The organism is Plantibacter sp. MDV22-iso1, assembly GCF_058408345.1.
Genome location: NZ_JBZVDY010000003.1, coordinates 348,111 through 368,134 on the forward strand (window position 1 = coordinate 348,111; position 20,024 = coordinate 368,134).

A 20,024-nucleotide genomic window follows, 5' to 3' on the forward strand; every position below is an offset into this window, starting at 1 on the left:
ACGCCGATATCTACACGTTGTCGGCGTCGCGCTTACGTTGCTGACGCGCGGCGAACCGCTCGACGACGACCTTCGGGCCGCCGTTCTTGAGGTAGTACGCCACCCGGTCGACGTCACGCCGCATGCCGGTGCGCCGCGGCGGCGTCTGCTGCTGACGCGAGGACGACAGGACGACCGGTTTCGCACCGGCCTCGGCGGGGGCCTTGTCCGCGGCGAGCCGGGGGTTCCGGACGAACTCGACGAGCGGGGCGAGCGCGCTCGACCAGACGAACCGCTCGCGGACGAGCTGCACGTTCGCCCTCGCCGCCTCGCGGGACGCATCGTCGAAGAGCACGTGCTCGATCGCGTCCATGAGCGCGCGCTGGTCGCGCTCCGGAACGGAAACGCCCAGTGTCTCCTCGCGGACGAGGTCACCGAACGAGTCGCCCTCGGTCGTCACGATCGGCAGTCCGGCCCACAGGTAGTCGAGGATGCGGGTGCGGAAGGAGAACGTGGTCTCGACGTGCTGGAAGTGGGTCGAGATCCCGAGGTCCGCCTCGAGGAGGTAGTTGTGGCGGTCGTCGTATGCGACCCACGAGTCGTTGAAGAACACGTGGGTGCCGGTCAGGCCCAGTTCGTCGCTCAACGCACGGGCTGCCACCACAGCGGGCATCTCGGGGACGGAGGGGTTCGGGTGCTTCGTACCCATGAAGAACAACCGCAGGTCCGGGTGCTGCTTGGCGAGCTCGCCGACCGCACGGATCACGATTCCCGGGTCGAACCAGTCGTAGATGCCGCCACCCCAGATGATGACCTTGTCGTCGACACCGATGCCCGGGACGACACCGCGCAATGCGGGACGGGTGTGCTCGGGACGGCCGGCCGGAATGCCGAACGGAGCGATCGCGATGAGGGTCTCGAGGTCCTCGTCGCGCGTGTAGGTGTAGGGGTTGATCCGGCCGAGCGCGGCCATCTGGCCGAGCCAGAAGTGTCGCTGGCGCTCGCTCGCGCACAGGAAGAAGTCTCCGCGGGCCAGCTGGTGGTTGAGCACGTCGGTGGCGTCGGAGACCTGGTCGCCCCAGGTGACGAGGTTGTCGCTCTTGCCCTGCTCGAGCTGTTCGAGGTGGAGCGGGTCGTACACGTCGATGACGAGCACCTTGGTCGTCGTCTCGAGCGCCGGGAACAGTGCGAGTGCGTGCCCCTGCAGGATGATAACGTCGGCCCACTTCTCGTGCGGCTTCATGCTCGCGGGCCGGTGGTGCGACACGACGTCGAGCTCGAACCGCTCGCTCTCGATCGAGACGCCGGTCATGCTCACGAGGCGCACGTCGTGCTCGTCGGCGAGCGTGTCGGCCATGTTCCAAGCACGGATCGCCGGACCGGCCATCTTGGCACCGATCGGATCGCCGGTGATGATCAGCACGCGGCGTCGAAGCGGCTCGTCGAGGACGTTCAGTGATGAGACGATCTTGTCGTACCCCTCGAGATAGCTCTCGATCGGATATGCGGGCTCGTCGATGTTGCCGAGCAGGAGCCGCAGCTGGCGATCGGACCGGGTACGGGTCGCCTGCACCAGCTCGCGGTCCTTCGCGAGTTCCGGGAGGTTCTCCACGACCTGGTCGATGGCGTTGACGCCGGCGAGGAGCTGCTTCGAGAGCATCGATGCCGGACTGCCGTCGTCGTCCTTCGACTTGCGCAGATCGAGCGCCGTGGTGTCGAGCTTCGCCCGACCCGTGGCGCGACGCGTCGCCAGCAGCACCGCCGCGGCGAACGAGCGGCTGAGGGCCTCGTCGTCGAGGTTCTTGTAGAGCGTGTAGAGGGCGTTGCGCTCGAGCAGGTAGGTCTCGAAGTAGTTGCCGAACTTCTCCATCGACGCGTGGTGCTTGTGGAACGCCAGCGATTTCGGCTGGAACCGGAACCGGTAGCCGAGGAGGTTCAAGCGCCAGCCGAGGTCGACGTCCTCGTAGAACATGAAGTAGCGGTCGTCGAACCCTCCGAGCTGCTCGAAGAGCTCGGCCCGGACGAACATCGCCGCGCCGGTACCGAACAGGACGTCCTTCTCGACGCTCCATTCGGGTCGGTCGTGTTCACCGGCGTGCGGTTTGTACCCCATGCCGTACCACGTGAGCGCCGAGCCGACATAGTCGACGCGTTCACCTTCCCAGTCGAGCACCTTGCTCGCGACGGCGCCGATGTCCTTGCTCTCGGCGAAGGTGTCCATCGCCGCGTTGATCCACTGGTCGTCGGGGCGTGCATCGTTGTTGAGGAAGGCGACGAATTCACCGCTCGACTTCGAGACGCCGAGGTTGCAACCACCGGTGAAGCCGCCGTTGACCTTGGAGGGCACGATCGTCGCGAGGTCCCCCAGGGTGGCGAGCTGCTCGAGGCTGTCGTCGCCGGAGCCGTTCTCGACCACGATGATCTCGAGGCGGTCCTGCGGGAAGTCGATTTCGCGGAGCGTCCGCACGCACTGGATCGTGTCCGCGGATCCGCGGTAGTTCACCAGGATGACGGATACGACGCCCGGACGTCTCTTACGTGTGTTCTTCACTCTTGCTCCTCGACATATCCTGTCCTCGACAGACCTGCCGAGTGTATCGTTCCGCACCTGAGCGGCGGTTCGGACCGCCGCTCGCTCCACTCAGCCGGCGTTCTCACCGAGGCTGTTGAGGTAGGCGGCGATCGTCGGAGCGGCCTCACCGCTCTCCACGAGTTCGCCGTGCCGCAACCAGGCCGCGTGATCGCACATCTGCTGCACCGTGTCCATCGAGTGGCTCACCAGGATCACCGTCTTGCCCTGCTGCTTGTACTCGACGAACTTCTGACGGCACTTCTCTTGGAACTCCGCGTCACCGACCGCGAGGACCTCATCGACGACGAGGACGTCGGGGTCGACGTTGATCGCGACGGAGAAGCCCAGACGCACGTACATGCCGGACGAGTAGTTCTTCACCGGCTGGTCGATGAACTGCTCGACGCCGGAGAAGTCGATGATCGTGTCGAGTTTGCGCTCGATCTCCTTCCGCGACATCCCGAGGATCGACCCGTTCAGGAAGATGTTGTCCCGCCCGGAGAGTTCCGGGTGGAATCCCGAGCCGACCTCGAGCAGCGCGGCGAGCTTGCCGCGCGCGGTGATCGACCCCTGCTCGGGATAGTAGATCTTGGCGAGGCACTTGAGCAGCGTCGACTTGCCCGAGCCGTTCGACCCGATGAGACCGAAGGTCGATCCTTCAGGCACCTCGAACCCGACGTTCTTGAGGGCCCAGAAGTCCTCGTGGACGGAACGACGTCGGCGCATGATGGCCGACTTGATGCTCTGGTTGCGCTCGTGGTAGAGCCGGAACTTCTTGCTGACGTCGTCCACGACGACTGCTGCGGTGCTCACAGGGCCTCCGCCAATCTCTTCTCGTGCCGGCGGAAGACGAGCAGGCCCACGGTGAAGGACACGAGCGCCCAGGCGGCGATGGTGAGCAGGTCGGCGGGGTCGGGGAACCGGTTGTCGTAAAGGAGGTTCCGGAACACGGCCACGAAGTGCTCGAGCGGGTTGATGCGGTAGATGTCGATGATCGTGATCGGCGTCCCGAACAGCGGGCCGTACTTGTCGGACTGCGCTTGCACGAGCGAGATCGGGTAGATGATCGGCGTCGCGTACATCCAGATCTGCATGATGATGCCCATGAAGTACTGCGTGTCGCGGAAGTAGACGTTGGCGATGGACAGCATCAGTGCGAGGCCCGCGGCGAAGATCGCCAGGAGGACCATGGTGAGCACGACGAGCGGCAGCCACGGCAGGACGAACGCACCGAGCAGGCTCAGCGCGATGCAGAGCACGGCCATCTCGAACAACCAGTTGAAGCCGATGGCACCGACCGCGGAGATCGGGAGCACGATGCGCGAGAAGTACACCTTCTGGATCAGTCCGGTGTTCGCGATGAGGGAGCCCATGCCGGTGTTCACCACGTTCGAGAAGAACATCCAGGGCAGGAGCCCGCAGAGGAGCCAGAGCGCGAAGATGTGCAGCCCACTCGGGTCGCCCGTCTGCAGCGGAACCTGGAAGATGAACGAGAACACGAAGGTGTAGATGAGCATCTGCGCCAGCGGGTTCGCCAAGGACCACAGCTGGCCGAAGATGGTTCGCTTGTACTGGCCGCGGATGTCGCGGAGGGTGAGGTTCGCGAGGAGCTCGCGGGATCCGAGGATCTCCTTGACGTAGCTCATCGCACCCCGGGGGTCGGGCGTGAAGACATGCTGACCAATCTAACCTAGAAGTCCTGGGTCACCACTCAGGAGCGATCGCCGGCGGCGGCGGACGAGGAACGCGTCCACGACGACGAGGACCACGACGACGAGCGACGACGCCGCGGTCACCCCCAGACCGACTTGCTGCCCGGGGACCGTGTACTGCAGGACGACACGGTGCTCGCCGGTCGGGACCGCGATGGCCGCGCCGGCATGCTCGGCCGGCAGCAGCTCGACGGGCTTCCCGTCGACCGTCGCCGCCCAGCCCGGTCGGCGAAGCGAGTCCGCGACCACGACCCAGCCTGCTCCATCGGCGACCACCTCGACCTCCATGCGACTGGTGTCGCTGGGAAGGACCGTGACCGCGGCGGTCGAGGCCGCTCGGTCGCTCGCGACCTCCCGAGCATCCTCCGGACGCTCCAGCAGGACGGCCGTGCTCGGAAGGGAGCCGTCCGCCATCGTCGCCACCTGCTCGGCAGGGTCAGTCTCCGTCACCGCGGTCGACGCCCATCTGATCCGATCGAGTGCCGTCGTCCGTTCATAGACGGTGGCGTCGCCCGTGTGCGCGACGCGGAGCCCGTCGTCGGCGGGACGGACGAGCGAGATCCCCAACCGACCGGAGGGATCGGCTGCGACCGGAGCCGGAATGCCGATGCCGTCGAACCGCAGCTCTGCCACCCAGGCTCGGTCGGCTGGAATGTCCTCGCCTTCCACCGCGACCGACTGGTCGGCGGTCAGCGCGGGAAACCAGGTCGACGTCGTCGCGATCCGTTCATCGGTCACCGCGTCGCGGATGTCGAGGGTGACGGTCACTCCGTCGGGGTCGTCCTGCCCCACGACGCTGTCCGGCAACGCGAACACGACGCCTCGCACCGGGCCGGACTGCACCGCGGAACGGACTCGGTCCCCGTCGGCGACCTGCACCCGGCCGGTGCGGTCGATCGTGCCTTCCGGTTGGCCGAGTACCGTGGCCTCCGGATTGTCGACGACGTATTTGACGGCGAGCCGGTCCAGGATCGGTGAGCGGATCGAGGTCGCGAGATCCCCGGAACGCAGAGCGGAGTACGTCCGGCTGAAGAACGCGTCCGGCTCGACCGCCTCCAGGAGATCCTGCCACTCGCTCGTGTGGAACGCGTGCCCGCCGACGGAGCGGAGCCGGTCGATCGTGTTCGTCCCCGGGAGCATCGTCTGGTCTACGGACGCGTACCGGCTCTCCCCGAGTCCGCGCTCCAGGAACCGATGTGTCGCCGTGGTCGGGTAGACCGTCTCCGGGGGCGACTGCGGCCACCACTCGTTCGCGACCACGATCGCCGGCACGACGAGCATGACTGGGAGGATGCAGCCCGCCAGAATGCCGACACGTCGACCACCGACCCAGGCGGCGACGACGACGAGGACGGCGAAGGCCGCGAAGGCTCCGACCACGCCGATGTGCTCGCGCATCGCGGGGATGACGTCGGCGGGCAGCGTCCAGAGCGTGTCGCGAACGGTGAACGCCGCGACGCACCCGATGGCGATCACGACGACGAGCGCCAGGATCCGCCACCAGAGATGACGTCTCGTCCGAGCGCGCCGCAGGAGACGCACCTCCGCTCGCAGCGAGGTCGGATCGATCACCGCGGCGAAGCCGACCGCCGCGAGCAGCGCCAGGAAGAACCCGACGAGGACCCGCAGCCGCGCGATCGGGTTGTTGGAGAAGACCGGAAGCTCCTGGAACGCCGCGAGGATCGGACCGCCCACGAAGGTGAGGACGACACTGAGCGCGAGCGCGACGACGACGAAGGTCAAACTCGGGCGGAGTCGCCGGCTCCGGGGGACGATGAGACCGGCGGCGGCGACCAGGGCCAGTGCTCCGACGCCGATGTAGGACAAGCGCTCGATCGGATTCCCGGCTCCCCAGGTGAGCCCGGCGTCGACATCTCCGACAACCTCCGGTACGAGGAGCGACGCGAGGTCGCCCCAGTGCAGTGACGCGCCGGACGTTGCCGCGCGGGCAGACAGATCGAGGACACTCGACGCGTTCACCGCGAACGGGACGAGCTGCCAAGCGGAGAGACCGACACCGAGCACGACACCGGCGGCACCGGTGCCGACTGCTGACAGCACCCCCTGCCATCGCCGCCGGACGACGATCGACCTCACGAGCAGGTAGGCGCCTCCCGCATAGAGCGCGTAGCCGGCGACCGCCGGGAAGCCACCGAGGAGGAGCGAGGCGACCACGAGCCCGAGGATGGCCACGTCGACCGGTCGGGGACGGATCGCAATGCGGTCGAGCGCCCAGAACAACAACGGCAGCAGGGCCGCCACACGGGTCTGCGGCCAGTTCGTCCAGGAGATCATGAATCCGGACGACGCGAAGATGAGGCTCGCGACCGCCCAGCTCGCGTTCGGCAGCCTCCAGCGCCGCAGGAGCAAGGACATGCCGAGGGTGATGACGACGATCTCGAGGAGCTTCACGTAGCCGGGTGCGGCGCTCACCGGGAGGAACCACCACGGCAGCGACAGCGGGGAGTACACGCCCGAGTTCGGCAGGCCGGCAAGCTCGGCACCACCCGCCGCGTACGGATTCCACGCCGCGAACGAGCCCTCCCGTGCGGCCTCGACGATCAAGGCGGTCTGCGGTACCACGGTGTCGATGGTGTCGCCGATGAAGCGGTTCGTCGGATCCTGCGGCAACCCGATCGACGACTGCCACGGGGCGAAGGAGACCAGCAGGTCGGTGCCGAGGAAACTCGTGACACCGACGAGCGCGGGCCCGATCGTGCACACGACGAAGGCCACCAGTGCAGCCCACGCGATCACGGACACCGCCGACGACCCGAGACTCGGGCCGAGCATCGAGGGATTCCGAGGCGCGGACACGCCGTCGCGAGGTCGCGATCGTTGCACGGCACTCCTCGGGCTCGTCAGGGTCAAAGCCCCCAGTATGCCTCAACCCTCGTGCTGCAACCGGTGACCGCATGACCCGACGGACCTGCTCGGGTCGGCTCCGAGCAGCGACCCGACGGATCCGACGGTACTCTGGGACCGGTCGTATCGCCTACAGTTCCGGAAGTCGCCTATGAAGCTCTTTGTCCAGATCCCGTGCCTGAACGAAGAGGAGACCCTCCCGCTTGTCCTCGAGTCGATTCCGACCTCGATCCCGGGCATCGACGAGATCGAGATCCTCATCATCGACGACGGGTCGACCGACCGCACGATCGAGGTCGCCAAGTCCTACGGCGTGAAGCACTTCGTGAAGCACTCGACGAACATGGGACTGGCCCGGTCGTTCCGCGACGGCGTCGACTACGCCCTGCTCCACGGCGCCGACATCGTGGTGAACACGGACGGCGACAACCAGTACCCGCAGAACCGCATCGGCGACCTGGTCCAGCCCATCCTCGCGGGTGAGGCCGAGATCGTCGTGGCGGACCGGCAGACGGCGCTCATCGAGCACTTCTCCCCGTTCAAGAAGGCGATGCAGCGCTTCGGGAGCTTCATCGTCAACAAGGCGGCGAAGACGACGCTCCCGGATGCGGCCAGCGGGTTCCGCGCGTACTCGAAGTACTCCCTCATCCGGCTCAACGTGGTCACCAAGTTCAGCTACTGCATGGAGACGATCATCCAGGCGGGCAACAAACGCCTGGCGATCACGAGCATCCCGGTCACGACGAATCCGAAGACGCGCGAGTCACGACTGTTCCGATCCATCGGCGAGCACATGTACCAGTCGGGTGTCGCGATCGTGCGGGCCTTCCTGATGTACCGGCCCTATGTCGTGTTCGCCGGGCTCGGACTCCTGCTGCTGCTCGCGGGGCTCACCCCGTTCGTCCGGTACCTCATCCTCACGATCGTCCAGGACGAGGGGAACCACCTCCAGAGCCTGCTCGTCGGGGCGACGCTGCTGATGGGCGCGCTCCTGTCCTTCGCCATCGGTGTGGTCGCCGACCTCACCAGGATCAACCGCACGCTCAACGAGGAGATGCTCGACTACCTCAAGCTGCAGCGGTACGGCGGCTGAGCCATGGTGCGCAGCCTCGTCATCGGCGGCAACGGGTTCCTCGGCGGACCACTCGTGGACGCCCTCGTCGAACGCGGTCATGACGTGACGGTGTTCGACCGGTTCCGATCCCCGCGGAACTTCGACACGCGCGACGCGACGATCCTGGCCGGAGACTTCTTCGACCGCAGCGACCTCGCAGCCGCGGTCCGCGGTCAGGACCTCGTGTTCCACTTCCTCTCCACGACCGCGCCGGCGACCTCTGAGAACGACCCTTCGCTCGATCTCCGCACCAATGTGGGACAGACCGTCGAGCTCCTGGGTCTGTGTGCCGACGCCGAGATCGAACGGTTCTACTTCGCCTCCACCGGTGGCGCGATCTACGGCGATCAGGGTCTCGAACGATACCGGGAGACCGACCCGGCCCTCCCCCGCTCCCCGTACGCCATCGGGAAGCTCACGATCGAGCACTACCTCCGGTACTTCCGGGTCAAGCGTGGGCTCGACGCGGTGTCACTCCGCATCTCGAATCCGTACGGGCCCGGTCAGCACCCCGGCCGCCGCCAGGGGCTCATCCCCATCGCGCTCGCGAACATCGCCGCGGGCGACGCCATCGTCCGCTACGGCGACGGCAGCATGGTGCGCGACTACCTCTACATCGACGACGCGATCGAGATGATCGCCCGGATCGTCGCCGGTGACCCGGCACACTCGGTCTACAACATCGGGAGTGGCGTCGGACACACGGTCTCGGAGGTCCTGGACGCCATCGCACGGGTCGTCGGCCAACCGCTGGACGTCGCTCCGCGACCTGTCCCGAGCACGTTCGTCGAGACCGTCGTGCTCGAGACCGCACGCTACCGCTCCGAGTTCGGCGCCCCTCCGACGACCCCCCTGGAGCGCGGCATCGCCTCGACCTGGGAACAGCTCGGACGACGCTGACCGATCAGTCGGACGAACGACGACCGACGGCACCCAGCACGTCGTGCAGCAGCGTGCGGTATCGGGAGCCGATCGCCTCGATCGAGAACTGCTCGGCGTGCGTCGCGGCTGCCGCGCCGAGTCGTTCCCGGAGGTCTGGATCGTCAGCGAGCCGCTGGATCGCTCGGAGCAGGGCAGCAGTATCCCGATCGGGTACGACCAAGCCGGTCGCGTCGTCGAGCACGACCTCGTTCAACCCCGGCAGATCCGTCGCGATGATGGCCCGGCCGGCACGCATCGCCTCGAGCAGAGCGACCGGAAGACCGTCCTGATCGCCGGAGGTGGACGCGACCGAGGGGAAGACGACCACGTCGGCACGGCGGTACGCAGCGAACAGCTCGGTGCGCCCCTGCTGACCGATGAAGACCACGGGTAGGCCGGATGCCTCCGTCTCGAGGGCGGTCCGCAGCGGTCCGTCGCCCACGATCTCGAGCTCCAGCGACCCGGCCGGTGCCCGGCGGACGGCCTCGATGAGGTAGGACAGACCCTTCTTCTCGACGAGTCGCCCGACGAACATCAAGCGGGCGGGCACCACGCCTGGAGCCGGTACGGCCTCGTCCGCCCCTGCCGGCTCCGACGCAGGGAGCGGAGGCAGATCGGCACCCATCGGGATGACCTGGACGCTTGCAGGCGCTGCGCCCAACGCGATCACGCGGTCACGCATGTCGGCGTTCATGACGGTCACCGCGCCCGCCCGACGCACGATCCGCGCCTTCAGCGCACGCAGCGGAGCGGCGTTCAGCGCGTACAGGTCGCCGCCGAGGGTCGTCACGAGCTGCGGGACGCGTCGGCCGCCGAGCAGGGCCACGACCCCCTGGGGGATGATCCAATGCACATGGAGGACGTCGGGACGGAACTCACGGAGAACACGTCGGAGCGCAATCAGTTGGGCCAGGAACAGCCCTGGAACCTGCAGCCAGCGAATCGGCTTCGCACGCAGGTTCTCGATGATGGCGCCGTCTGCGAGGTCCTCCCAATGCTTCGGAAAATACGGGTATCGCGTGATGTGCAGGTCACCGTCCTGCTCATCCGATGCGGCCCCTGGCACCCGTGGTACCAGGACCCTGGTGTCGAAGTCGAGGGATTCCTGCAGAGCCAGATCCCTCACGAACGCCGGCACGCCGTCGCCGGCACGGGCCGGGAACGTGGAGGCGAGGACGAGGAGACGGGGACGTGGCACGGGACCTCCGGATCGGGCGGGTGCTCCCATCGACGTGCGGCGATCGCCGCACGCACCGGCTGTGGACGCCGTGGGAGATAATGGGCATCTGCCATGAACAAGCTTACCCAGGTCAAACGGCCCCTCCAGATCGCCTTCGCGGTGGTCGTCATCGGCTTCATCACGTGGACCGTCATCCGCAGCTGGGACGACTTCGTCTCGAGCGTGCTCACGATGCAACCGGTCTGGCTGCTCGGTTCTCTCGTGGCCGGCTTCCTCGGCGTCTTCTTCTCGATGCTCGCCTGGCGGGCCGTCGTCATCGCCTTCGGCTACCGCATCTCGGTGCGGGACGCCTCGCACGTCGTGTTCGTGTCCCAGATCGGCAAGTACCTGCCGGGCGGTGTCTGGCCCATCGTCGCCGGCAGCCAGCTCGGCGCGCGCGCGGGCATCCCGACGGGGGTCACGGCGATCACCCTCACAGCCCAGCTGTTGGTGAGCCTCATCGCCGGCTCAACCGTCGCCGCCGGCACGTTCCTCGCGTTTCCGGCACTGGCCGCTTCCTACGGCTGGCTCGTCGTCCTCGCGATCGCCGTCGGCGTCATCGCCCTCCTGCCACCGGTCCTCACGAGGATCATCGGGTTCGCCTTCCGACTCCTCCGCCGGAAGGACCCTCTACCGCCCATCCGGGCCCTCCCGTTGACCGCAGCCATCGGATGGTCGCTCATCAGCTGGGTGTGCTTCGGCGTCCATCTCTGGACCATCGTCACGTCGCTGGGCACATTCGATCCGGGTCTGCTGCCGCTCGCGACCTCGGGCTACGCCCTGGCCTGGGTCGCGGGGTTCCTCGCGATCATCGCGCCCGCCGGCGCTGGCGTCCGGGAGGCGATCCTCGCCCTCGTGCTCACCAGTGTCGTCCCGGTCGGCTCGGTCCTCGGTATCGTGCTCGTGAGCCGGTTCGGACTCATCGTCATCGACATCGCCGTGTGCCTGTACGCGCTCGCCGTCGCACGGATCAGGCCCGGCACCCCAGCGGTCGGACGACCTACTGCGGCACCGGGCCCGGAGTGACGATCAGTGCGCTCAGCGCGAGGTGACGAGCGTCATGCCTGCGCGAGCAGGGTCTGCAGGTAACGTCCGTATCCGCTCTTGACCAGAGGAGCGGCGAGGACGGCCAGCTGCTTGTCGTCGATCCACCCGGCGCGCCATGCGATCTCCTCGATGCACCCGACCTTGAACCCCTGACGGTCCTCGATGACCCGGACGTACTCGGATGCCTGCATCATCGACTCGAAGGTGCCGGTGTCGAGCCAGGCGGTGCCGCGATCGAGGACCTGGACCTGCAGCGATCCCTGCTCGAGGTAGCGCTCGTTAACGGTCGAGATCTCGAGCTCGCCGCGAGCGGATGGCTCGATCGTCTTCGCGATCTCGACGACCGAGTTGTCGTAGAAGTACAGACCGGGGACGGCGTAGTTGCTCTTCGGCTTCGCCGGCTTCTCCTCGATCGAGATCGCCGTGAAGTCGTCGTCGAACTCGACGACGCCGTAGGCGGTCGGGTCGGCGACCTGATAGGCGAAGATCAGCGCACCGTCGATGCTGTTGTGATTGCGGAGGGCGGAGCCGAGTCCCGTGCCGTGGAAGATGTTGTCGCCGAGGACGAGCGCGACGCTCTCGTCGCCGATGAACTCCTCACCGATGATGAACGCCTGGGCGAGGCCGTCGGGCGAGGGCTGGACCGCGTACTCGATGCGGATGCCGAGCTCGGCCCCGGTCCCGAGGAGCGCGCGGAACTGCTCGTTGTACTCCGGCGTGGTGATGATGAGGATCTCGTCGATCCCGGCCATCATCAGCGTCGACAGGGGGTAGTAGATCATCGGTTTGTCGTAGATGGGCATCAACTGCTTCGAGATGCCCTTGGTGATCGGCCACAGTCGCGTGCCGGATCCTCCGGCCAGAATGATTCCTCGCATAACTCATGCAGTCTAGTCGGAGTTCGCCACGGCGATCCGACGCCGCCGAGACGGTCGTGGTCGGCGCGATTCAGTCCGCGCGACGCCTCACCACTCCGCTGACCTTTCGCACGGGAGCCGTGAGCTTCCAGCTGGTACTTGCTCGCACCGCTTCGAGCTGCTGGCGGAGGCCGAGGTTTTCGGCTTCAGCGGCCGCGACGAGCTGTTCGGCATGCTCGAGTTCGGCCCCTCGTTCCTCGAGGGCAGCCCCTCGTTCCTCGAGAGCCACCCGCACAGCGGCATCGTCGTCCCGCCCCGCGACGATGGCGGACAAGTCCGCACCGAGCCGCGCGTAGGCGTCGCGGACGCGTTCAGGTTCCCGAGCCGCGACCTCGAAGAACCGGACCATCGTCTCGGGCAGCTCGGAACCGACGCCCAGGACACCGAGGCCGTGATTGTGCTCGAAGGTGAACGAGGGGTGGCGGGTCTTGATCTCGTCCCAGAACCGCCAGACGCCGAACCCCTCCTGGTGCTCCGCGATGTCGTGGAAGAGGACCACGGCGCGCTCAGAGAGCTTGGGCCGCCAGGACTCGTAGTCGTGCAGGACGTCCTCGTAGCCGTGACGCCCGTCGATGTGGAGGAGGTCGATGGTGCCGTCGGCGAACTGGTCGACGGAGTCGTCGAAGTACCCTCGCAGCAGGGTCGATGAGGATCCGAACTCCCGGTCGTTCACGCCCGTGACGTACTCGTAGACCTCTTCACCGTAAGCACCCGCGTGGTCGTCGCCCTGCCAGGTGTCGAGCGCGAAGGATTTCGTCTCCAAGCCGAGGCGACGGAACGCCTCGCAGAAGGTGAAGTAGGAGTAACCGTAGTGCGTGCCGAGTTCGGCGAAGACACGTGGTCGGACGGCATCGGCGATCCAGAAGGCGAATGGCGCGTGCTCGACCCACGCCGAGAGCGGGAAGAACCTCGGCTGCCAGAAGGCCGTGGGACCGAGCCAGTCGGGCTCGATCACCACGGGTGCCGTGCCGACGAGCGACCGGTTGGCGGGCTCGCTCATGCGATCAGCTCGACCGGAGCGACGCGTAGAACGCGCGGGCGTCGTCCCACGTCGGCAGCAGGCCGGCCGCTGCCGCCTCCGACAGGCCGGGAGCCTCGGTGTCCTTCGGCGACAGGAGCGGTGTTCCTGCCGCGTCCGGGATGACGAGTCCGATCTCCGGGTCGAGCGGGTTGATGCCATGCTCGCGGTCAGGACGGTACACGTCGGTGACGAGGTAGCTGACGGTCGCATCGTCGGTCAGCGCCACGAAGCAGTGCCCGAGCCCCTCGGAGATGAAGATCGCCTTGCGGTCGGTGTCGTCGAGCAGCACCGAGTCGACCTGGCCGAACGTCGGCGAACCGACGCGGATGTCGATGACGTAGTCGAGGACCGCGCCACGCGTCGCCGTGACGTACTTCGCCTGCCCGATCGGGATGTCGGCGAAGTGGATGCCACGGACGGAGCCGCGCTTGGACACGGACGTGTTCGACTGGGCGAGCTTGATCGAGCGACCGCTCGCCTCCTCGAGCTTGTCGAAGCGGTACCACTCCAGGAAGACACCTCGGTCGTCGCCGAACTGCTTCGGCGTGATCTCGTAGCTGTCTGGGACGTTCAGTTCTCGGATCTGCACCCGGCGATCCTACCAATCCGTCGACTGCCGCGGCACTCTGTGACAACGCTCACAGCGCACGGAGCGGCGTCCCCTGTGATACTCGAACGATCGGTTTCGTCGTTTGGGAGCAACATGGAGCGCCTCAAGAGGCTCGCAGAGCGCGTCTGGTTCGGCATCGCGCAGTACGCGCTCAAGTTCGGCGTCGTCGGGCTCATCGGGTTCGGCATCGACATCGCCCTGTTCAACCTGCTGCGGCTCGGCGTGTTCGGACACGATCACGCCCTGCAGTCGCCCATCGGGGCGAAGGCCGTCAGCGTCTCGGTCGCCATCGTCTTCAACTGGATCGGCAATCGCTACTGGACGTTCCGTGAGCACCGTCGCAAGAACTTCGTCCTCGAGCTCGTCGAGTACGTGGTCGTGTCGCTCGGCGGCATGGGGATCGCGCTCCTCTGCCTCTACATCAGCCACTACGTTCTCGGGTACGACACGCTCCTCGCCGACAACATCGCGAGCAACGTCATCGGGCTGGGCCTCGGCACGCTGTTCCGGTTCGCCTTGTACCGCTACTGGGTCTACGGGCACCATCGTAAGGACGGTCTCGCATCGGCAGCCCGCGTCGAGGAAGCACAACGGACGATCTTCGAAGAACCCCCATCGCGGACCGGCACGGTCAGGGAGCCGACAGACCGCCCTTCCCTCGGCTGAGGCGGACACCGGTTCCGCGGCGGCTCGGGGTGTCCGGTCCCGACCGTCCAAACCTCCCGAAGCCCCACACGTTACGATGACTTCGCCCCATCGGAGAGGAACCACACCTTGTCTTATCTCATCACCGGAGCCTCCGGCATGCTCGGCCATGACCTGCAGGAGGCCCTCGTGGGCCGTCCGGTCACCGCCCTCGGCCGCGCCGAGCTCGACGTGACGGATCTCGAGGCCGTCCGCGCCGCCGTCGCCGGCCACTCGGCGGTCATCAACGCTGCCGCATACACGAAGGTGGACGACGCCGAATCGAACGAGGCCGACGCGGCCGCGGTGAACGCCGTCGGAGCCCGCAACCTCGCGGTGGCCGCTCGTGAGGCCGGTGCGAAGTTGGTCCAGGTGTCCACCGACTACGTCTTCGACGGCTCCGCCACCTCGCCGTACCAGGAGGACCACCCGCTCGCTCCGATCAGCGCCTACGGCCGGACGAAGGCCGACGGTGAGCGTGCCGTCCTCGCGGAACACCCGGACGGGTCCTACATCGTCCGTACGGCCTGGCTGTACGGGAAGAACGGACGGAACTTCGCCGCGACGATGGCGAAGCTGGCGGCGAACGGCGTCGATCCGGGCGTCGTGACCGACCAGCTGGGACAGCCGACCTGGACGGCGGACCTGGCTGCGCAGATCGTCGCGCTGCTCGATGCTGACGCGCCGGCTGGGGTGTACCACGGCACGAACGGTGGGCAGGCCTCCTGGTACGAGTTCGCACAGGCCGTCTTCGCGGCGGTCGGCGCGGACCCTGCCCGGGTCTCCCCCACCGACAGCTCCGCCTTCGTCCGTCCTGCGCCGCGCCCCGCCTACTCGGTGCTGGGCCACGGCGCCTGGGCCGTCGCAGGTCTGGCGCCGATGCGCGACTGGCGCGAGGCCTTCGAAGCAGCGACGCAGCACGGCGTCGTGACGGCACCGTGACGACACTCCGGGTCGTCGTCGACCAGATCGTCGCTCCGGTGGCAGGTGGTGTCGGCCGGTACTCCGAGGAACTCACCCGCGAGATCATCGCGAGCGCACCTCCCGGCTGCGACGTCGAAGGCATCGTGTCCGCGGTGTCGAAGGAGAAGGTCGACCTCCTCGAATCGAAGCTGCCGGGCCTCGCAGCCCTGCACCGCACGACGCTGCCTCGGCGTGAACTCAGCGCCGCCTGGCAGCTCGGTATCGTCACGCCCGGCGCCGGCACCGGCATGGTGCACGCGCCGGGTCTCCTCGCTCCGCTCAGCAGGCACGACCGCATCAACGACGGCAATCAGATCGTCGTCACCATCCATGACACGCTCGCCTGGTCACACCCGTCCTCGCTGACACCGTTGTCGGTCAGCTGGCAGAAGGCCATGGTGAAACGCGCCCGAAAACACGCAGACGCCATCGTCGTCCCGACCCACGCCGTGGCAGACGAACTGCGTCAGATCATCGACCTCGGCGACCGGGTCCGCGTCATCGGAGGCGCCGCCGCATCCACCCTCGCCCTCCCCACGGATGCCGACGGCCGAGCACGGACGCTCGACCTCCCCTCCGAGTACCTCGTCTCGGTCGGCTCGCTCGACCCGCGTCGCGGTATCACCGAACTCATCACCGGGCTCGGTCGTCCGGGAGCGCCTGACCTGCCGCTGCTCATCGTCGGTACCGACAGTTGGGGAGACGTCACGCTCGCGCAGGTCGCCGACGAGGCCGGTCTTCCGGAGGGCCGCGTGCGAGCACTCGGATTCCTCGACGACGCCGACCTGGCCGTCGTCCTCGACCGTGCCACCGCACTCGTATACCCGAGTCTGGCCGAGGGTTTCGGCCTCCCGCTCGTCGAGGCCTTCCGCTTCGGCACGCCCGTCATCCACTCCGACGTGCCCGCGCTCGTCGAGGTCGGCGGCGGAGCCGGTGTCGTCGTCGAGTCCGGTGCGAAGGGCTACGCGGACCGTCTCATCGCCACCATCAACGACGTCGTCGGTGACACCGAACGACTCGCTCGACTGCGGATCCTCGGCATGGACCGCGAGCAGGCGTTCAGCTGGCGCGACTCCGCAGAGCGCGTCTGGCAGTTGCACGCCGAGATCTGACCGGTCCCGGTGGGCCGGTCGCGGGGTCAACCCGCGTCGGTCGGATCCGCGGTCGGTGTCGGCGGCCAGAGCGTGTCCTGGACGGTCTGCTTGATGAGCCCGTAGTCAGGTTCGGTGGGGTCGATGAGCGGCGGCACGAACTCCACGCTCGCGAGACCTGCGGCCTTCGTCTTCCCGGCGAGGTTCACGAAGTACCCGAGCATCGACTGCGGGACATCCGTCTTCACGACGTCCGGGCTCGCCGCGGCGATCTCCTGGAAGCGCAACAGAACGTTCGTCGGGTTGAACTGCTTGAGCATCGCGTCCTGAAGTTCGCGCTGGCGCGCGATCCGGTCGTAGTCGCTCGTCGAGTGCCTGGAGCGTGCGTACATGAGTGCCGTCCGACCGTCCATGACCTGCTTACCGGGCTCGATCCACTCGGTGACGTCGTTGAGGTCCTCATCGCCGTCCATCGGGAGCCGCTGCGTCGGCGTCATGGTGATGCCGCCGAGCGCGTCGATGAGCGTCGCAAAGCCCTGCATGTCCACGAGCACGTAGTACTGGATCTTCAGACCGGTCGCGCCCTCGGCCGCCTGCTTCATGGCCTCGATGCCCGGCTCACTTCCTGCGGCCTCGGCCTTCGGGAACAGCTCGGGGTTCTTGAGCTGGATTTCGGTATAGATGGAGTTCAGCTGGCAGACGTCGACGTCGCAGTCGTCCTCGTAGCCGTAGCCGTTCGGATACAGCGAGGCCATCTCGGAGCCCTCCGGGAACGGGACGGGGTCGAGGTCGCGCGGGAGCCCGAATGCGGTCGCTTTGCCCGTTTCGGCGTTGACGGCGACGACCGAGGTGCTGTCGGGTCGCAGTCCCTCGCGGTCGGCGCCGGCGTCACCCCCGAGGAGGAGGAAGGTGTAGTACCCGTCGACCGGTTCGACCGGTGCGGTCTGGGCGAAGATCGAGCCGATCGTGCCACGTGCGGAGCCCGCCACGACCGCACCATAGCCCGCTGTCCCGGCGACCGCGACGAGTGCCAACGTGGCGAAGAGCGCGACGCCGAGCCGCGCGTTCGGAGAGGCCCGCACGAGGCGGACGAGGCGCAGCGTGTCGAGGGTGAGGACGACCCACAGGACGGCGTAGAGAGCGAGGAGCACCTGCACGGCGGTCAGGGTGAACCAGTTCGTCGCGACGGTGATGACCGGGGCGGGCCAGAGCAGGTAGGCGACGACGGCCACGATCGCCACCACCCAGAGCGACAGGGTGCAGAAGAGTCCGAACCGCCCGAGCTTCCGGTTGCCGGCGAGCACCTGCGCGGAGCCGGGGATCAGGAGGTTGAGGACGACGAGCCACCAGGCACGCTTGGTCATCACCTCGCGTGAACGGGTGTCGGGATACCGCATCGGCTTCGCGGCGGTGGCTGCACTCGTCATAGCTGCGCTTTGAGGTTCCGGTTCTTCTCCTCGACCGAGTCGGCGAGGGCCTCGGCGTAGGCGACGAGCGCCTGGTGCAGGGCGTCGTCGGCCGTGGCGAGGATCTTGACGGCGATCAGTGCGGCGTTCTTCGCGCCGCCGATGGACACGGTCGCGACCGGCACCCCCGCGGGCATCTGCACGATCGACAGGAGCGAGTCGAGACCGTCGAGGCGGGAGAGCGGCACCGGGACGCCGACGACCGGCAGGGTCGTCACGGAGGCGAGCATCCCAGGAAGGTGCGCCGCGCCGCCGGCTCCGGCGATGACGACCTTCACGCCACGGCCATGGGCGGCCTTGCCGTAGGCGATCATCTTCTCGGGCGTGCGGTGGGCCGACAGCACCTCGACCTCGAACGGCACGCCGAAGTCGCGGAGCACCTGCGCCGCATCGCTCATGACGTTCCAGTCGGAGTCCGAGCCCATCACGACGCCGACGAGCGGCGGGGCGTCAAGGGACGGGGCGGGGTTCTCGGGCATGAGCACCATCGTAGATCGCGACGGCTGAAGATCAGCTCATGACGCACCGCAGCTGGCGGACAAGCCCTCCCCAAGGCGACCCCAGTCCGGGGACGCCTCCGCACCGCGCAGCGCACCGATCGACAGGTGTCTGGGACAATCGGCGGATGAGCACGACGACCGCGGATGGATCCGCAGCACGCCATGAGCCGCCCAGCCAGCGCGAGCTGCGTCGGTGGCGCGGGTACCTCGCCGACGAACGCGCCGAGGCCGCCGTCTACCGCGATCTCGCCGGTCGGCGGAGCGGTGAGGAGCGCGACATCCTGCTCGCGCTCGCCGAGGCCGAGAAACGTCACGAGTCGCACTGGATCGCCCTCCTCGGCGACGACATCGGCAAGCCGCAACGCGGTGACCTGCGGACCAGGCTGCTCGGCTGGCTCGCGAGGCGGTTCGGATCCGTCTTCGTCCTGGCGCTCGTCCAGCGCGCCGAGTCGCGCTCGCCCTACGCGACCGAACGGGCGGCAACCGAACGCATGGCCGCCGACGAGCAGATCCACGAGGAGGTCGTCCGGGGCCTGGCCGCCCGCGGACGCAACCGCCTGTCCGGAACCTTCCGGGCGGCCGTGTTCGGAGCGAACGACGGACTCGTCTCGAACCTCGCGCTCGTCATCGGCATGAGCGCCACCGGCGTCGGCAACGGCGTCGTCCTCGCCGCCGGGCTCGCGGGCCTCCTGGCGGGCGCGCTGTCGATGGGAGCCGGCGAGTACGTCTCGGTCCGGTCGCAGCGGGAACTGCTCGAGGCGTCCAGCCCCAACCCGGCGGCCGACGACGCCCTCCCCCACCTCGACGTCGACGCGAACGAACTCGCCCTCGTCTATCGCGCACGCGGAATGGACGTCGGGGAAGCCGAGGCCCACGCCGCGGACGTCCTGGCCCGCGTCGGTGCCGGGACCTACGAGCGCGAGGCCCGTGCCGCGCTGGAGCACGAGGCCATCGGGACCGGACTCGGAGCTGCACTCTCGAGCTTCTGCTTCTTCGCATCGGGCGCCGTCATCCCGGTCCTGCCCTACCTGTTCGGGCTGCAGGGTGTCGCCGCACTGCTCGTCGCCGCACTCCTGGTCGGGGTGGCCCTGCTCGGAACCGGCGCCGTCGTCGGGCTCCTCTCCGGCGGTCCACCGCTCCGCCGGGCACTGCGGCAACTCGCGATCGGATACGGGGCGGCCGCGGCGACCTACGTGCTCGGCCTGCTCTTCGGCGCGAACGTCGGCTGACCCGATCGTCGGCCGTCCGCCGTCGACACCCGAAGCCGAAGCGAACCGGTCATCTGTCGTCCACGAGTGCGTCACCGGCGTTCCCTACGCTGAGCCCGCCGTCCGTCGACCCGG

Annotated in this window: 17 protein-coding genes; 7 read left to right on the plus strand and 10 right to left on the minus strand. The window is 67.7% G+C overall.

Annotated features, from left to right (window positions below):
* Positions 1-10 precede the first annotated feature (10 nt).
* The 4 genes from AC4PMY_RS16460 to AC4PMY_RS16475 form a co-directional block, all read right to left on the minus strand.
* Complete coding sequence (locus AC4PMY_RS16460; RefSeq protein ID WP_071262506.1) at positions 11-2,530, minus strand: glycosyltransferase; 2,520 nt, start codon at positions 2,528-2,530, stop codon at positions 11-13.
* 90 nt (positions 2,531-2,620) lie between these two features.
* A complete protein-coding gene (locus tag AC4PMY_RS16465; protein WP_229939008.1) occupies positions 2,621-3,364 on the minus strand; it encodes an ABC transporter ATP-binding protein in 744 nt (247 codons plus the stop codon).
* Positions 3,361-4,197 (minus strand): ABC transporter permease, encoded by an 837-nt coding sequence (locus AC4PMY_RS16470; protein WP_064295194.1) that lies wholly within the window; start codon positions 4,195-4,197, stop codon positions 3,361-3,363. The genes AC4PMY_RS16465 and AC4PMY_RS16470 overlap by 4 nt, the downstream gene beginning before the upstream one ends.
* A gap of 39 nt (positions 4,198-4,236) precedes the next feature.
* Entirely contained in the window at positions 4,237-7,056 is a 2,820-nt protein-coding gene (locus AC4PMY_RS16475) for a hypothetical protein (protein ID WP_285039417.1), read from the minus strand.
* Positions 7,057-7,279: 223 nt separating this feature from the next.
* On the opposite strand from AC4PMY_RS16475, the gene AC4PMY_RS16480 reads away from it, so the two are divergent.
* Both AC4PMY_RS16480 and AC4PMY_RS16485 read left to right on the plus strand, forming a co-directional pair.
* Entirely contained in the window at positions 7,280-8,221 is a 942-nt protein-coding gene (locus AC4PMY_RS16480) for a glycosyltransferase family 2 protein (RefSeq protein WP_071262508.1), read from the plus strand.
* A 3-nt stretch (positions 8,222-8,224) separates the two neighbouring features.
* Positions 8,225-9,142 (plus strand): NAD-dependent epimerase/dehydratase family protein, encoded by a 918-nt coding sequence (locus AC4PMY_RS16485; protein WP_491623218.1) that lies wholly within the window; start codon positions 8,225-8,227, stop codon positions 9,140-9,142.
* Positions 9,143-9,146: 4 nt separating this feature from the next.
* On the opposite strand, the gene AC4PMY_RS16490 is transcribed toward AC4PMY_RS16485, so the two are convergent.
* A complete protein-coding gene (locus AC4PMY_RS16490; protein ID WP_197479041.1) occupies positions 9,147-10,361 on the minus strand; it encodes a glycosyltransferase in 1,215 nt (404 codons plus the stop codon).
* A 93-nt stretch (positions 10,362-10,454) separates the two neighbouring features.
* On the opposite strand from AC4PMY_RS16490, the gene AC4PMY_RS16495 reads away from it, so the two are divergent.
* Positions 10,455-11,408, plus strand: coding sequence for a lysylphosphatidylglycerol synthase domain-containing protein (locus tag AC4PMY_RS16495; protein WP_491623219.1), 954 nt, complete (start codon positions 10,455-10,457; stop codon positions 11,406-11,408).
* A 32-nt stretch (positions 11,409-11,440) separates the two neighbouring features.
* Here the strand turns inward: AC4PMY_RS16495 and rfbA are convergent, their stop codons facing one another.
* From rfbA to AC4PMY_RS16510, 3 genes are all read right to left on the minus strand, one after another.
* Positions 11,441-12,307, minus strand: a complete 867-nt coding sequence (rfbA, locus tag AC4PMY_RS16500) for a glucose-1-phosphate thymidylyltransferase RfbA (RefSeq protein ID WP_064295188.1) — start codon at positions 12,305-12,307, stop codon at positions 11,441-11,443.
* 70 nt (positions 12,308-12,377) lie between these two features.
* A complete protein-coding gene (locus AC4PMY_RS16505; protein WP_491623220.1) occupies positions 12,378-13,346 on the minus strand; it encodes a class I SAM-dependent methyltransferase in 969 nt (322 codons plus the stop codon).
* 4 nt (positions 13,347-13,350) lie between these two features.
* Positions 13,351-13,956: a dTDP-4-dehydrorhamnose 3,5-epimerase family protein gene (locus tag AC4PMY_RS16510; RefSeq protein WP_064295186.1), complete on the minus strand. Its 606-nt coding sequence runs from the start codon at positions 13,954-13,956 to the stop codon at positions 13,351-13,353.
* Positions 13,957-14,070: 114 nt separating this feature from the next.
* Here AC4PMY_RS16510 and AC4PMY_RS16515 point away from each other — a divergent pair, with 114 nt between their 5' ends.
* From AC4PMY_RS16515 to AC4PMY_RS16525, 3 genes are all read left to right on the plus strand, one after another.
* Entirely contained in the window at positions 14,071-14,643 is a 573-nt protein-coding gene (locus AC4PMY_RS16515; protein WP_064295185.1) for a GtrA family protein, read from the plus strand.
* Positions 14,644-14,751: 108 nt separating this feature from the next.
* Positions 14,752-15,603, plus strand: coding sequence for a dTDP-4-dehydrorhamnose reductase (rfbD, locus tag AC4PMY_RS16520; RefSeq protein ID WP_491623221.1), 852 nt, complete (start codon positions 14,752-14,754; stop codon positions 15,601-15,603).
* Positions 15,600-16,736, plus strand: a complete 1,137-nt coding sequence (locus AC4PMY_RS16525; RefSeq protein ID WP_064295183.1) for a glycosyltransferase family 4 protein — start codon at positions 15,600-15,602, stop codon at positions 16,734-16,736. Before rfbD ends, AC4PMY_RS16525 begins: the two co-directional genes overlap by 4 nt.
* Before the next feature lie 26 nt (positions 16,737-16,762).
* On the opposite strand, the gene AC4PMY_RS16530 is transcribed toward AC4PMY_RS16525, so the two are convergent.
* Together AC4PMY_RS16530 and purE are read right to left on the minus strand one after the other, a co-directional pair.
* Positions 16,763-18,142 carry an LCP family protein gene (locus tag AC4PMY_RS16530; RefSeq protein ID WP_491623222.1) on the minus strand — a complete coding sequence of 460 codons (1,380 nt, stop codon included), beginning with the start codon at positions 18,140-18,142 and terminating at the stop codon, positions 16,763-16,765.
* Positions 18,139-18,660: a 5-(carboxyamino)imidazole ribonucleotide mutase gene (gene purE / locus AC4PMY_RS16535; RefSeq protein ID WP_082916048.1), complete on the minus strand. Its 522-nt coding sequence runs from the start codon at positions 18,658-18,660 to the stop codon at positions 18,139-18,141. Before purE ends, AC4PMY_RS16530 begins: the two co-directional genes overlap by 4 nt.
* Positions 18,661-18,806: 146 nt before the next feature.
* Here purE and AC4PMY_RS16540 point away from each other — a divergent pair, with 146 nt between their 5' ends.
* Positions 18,807-19,910 (plus strand): VIT1/CCC1 transporter family protein, encoded by a 1,104-nt coding sequence (locus AC4PMY_RS16540; protein WP_491623223.1) that lies wholly within the window; start codon positions 18,807-18,809, stop codon positions 19,908-19,910.
* Positions 19,911-20,024 lie beyond the last annotated feature (114 nt).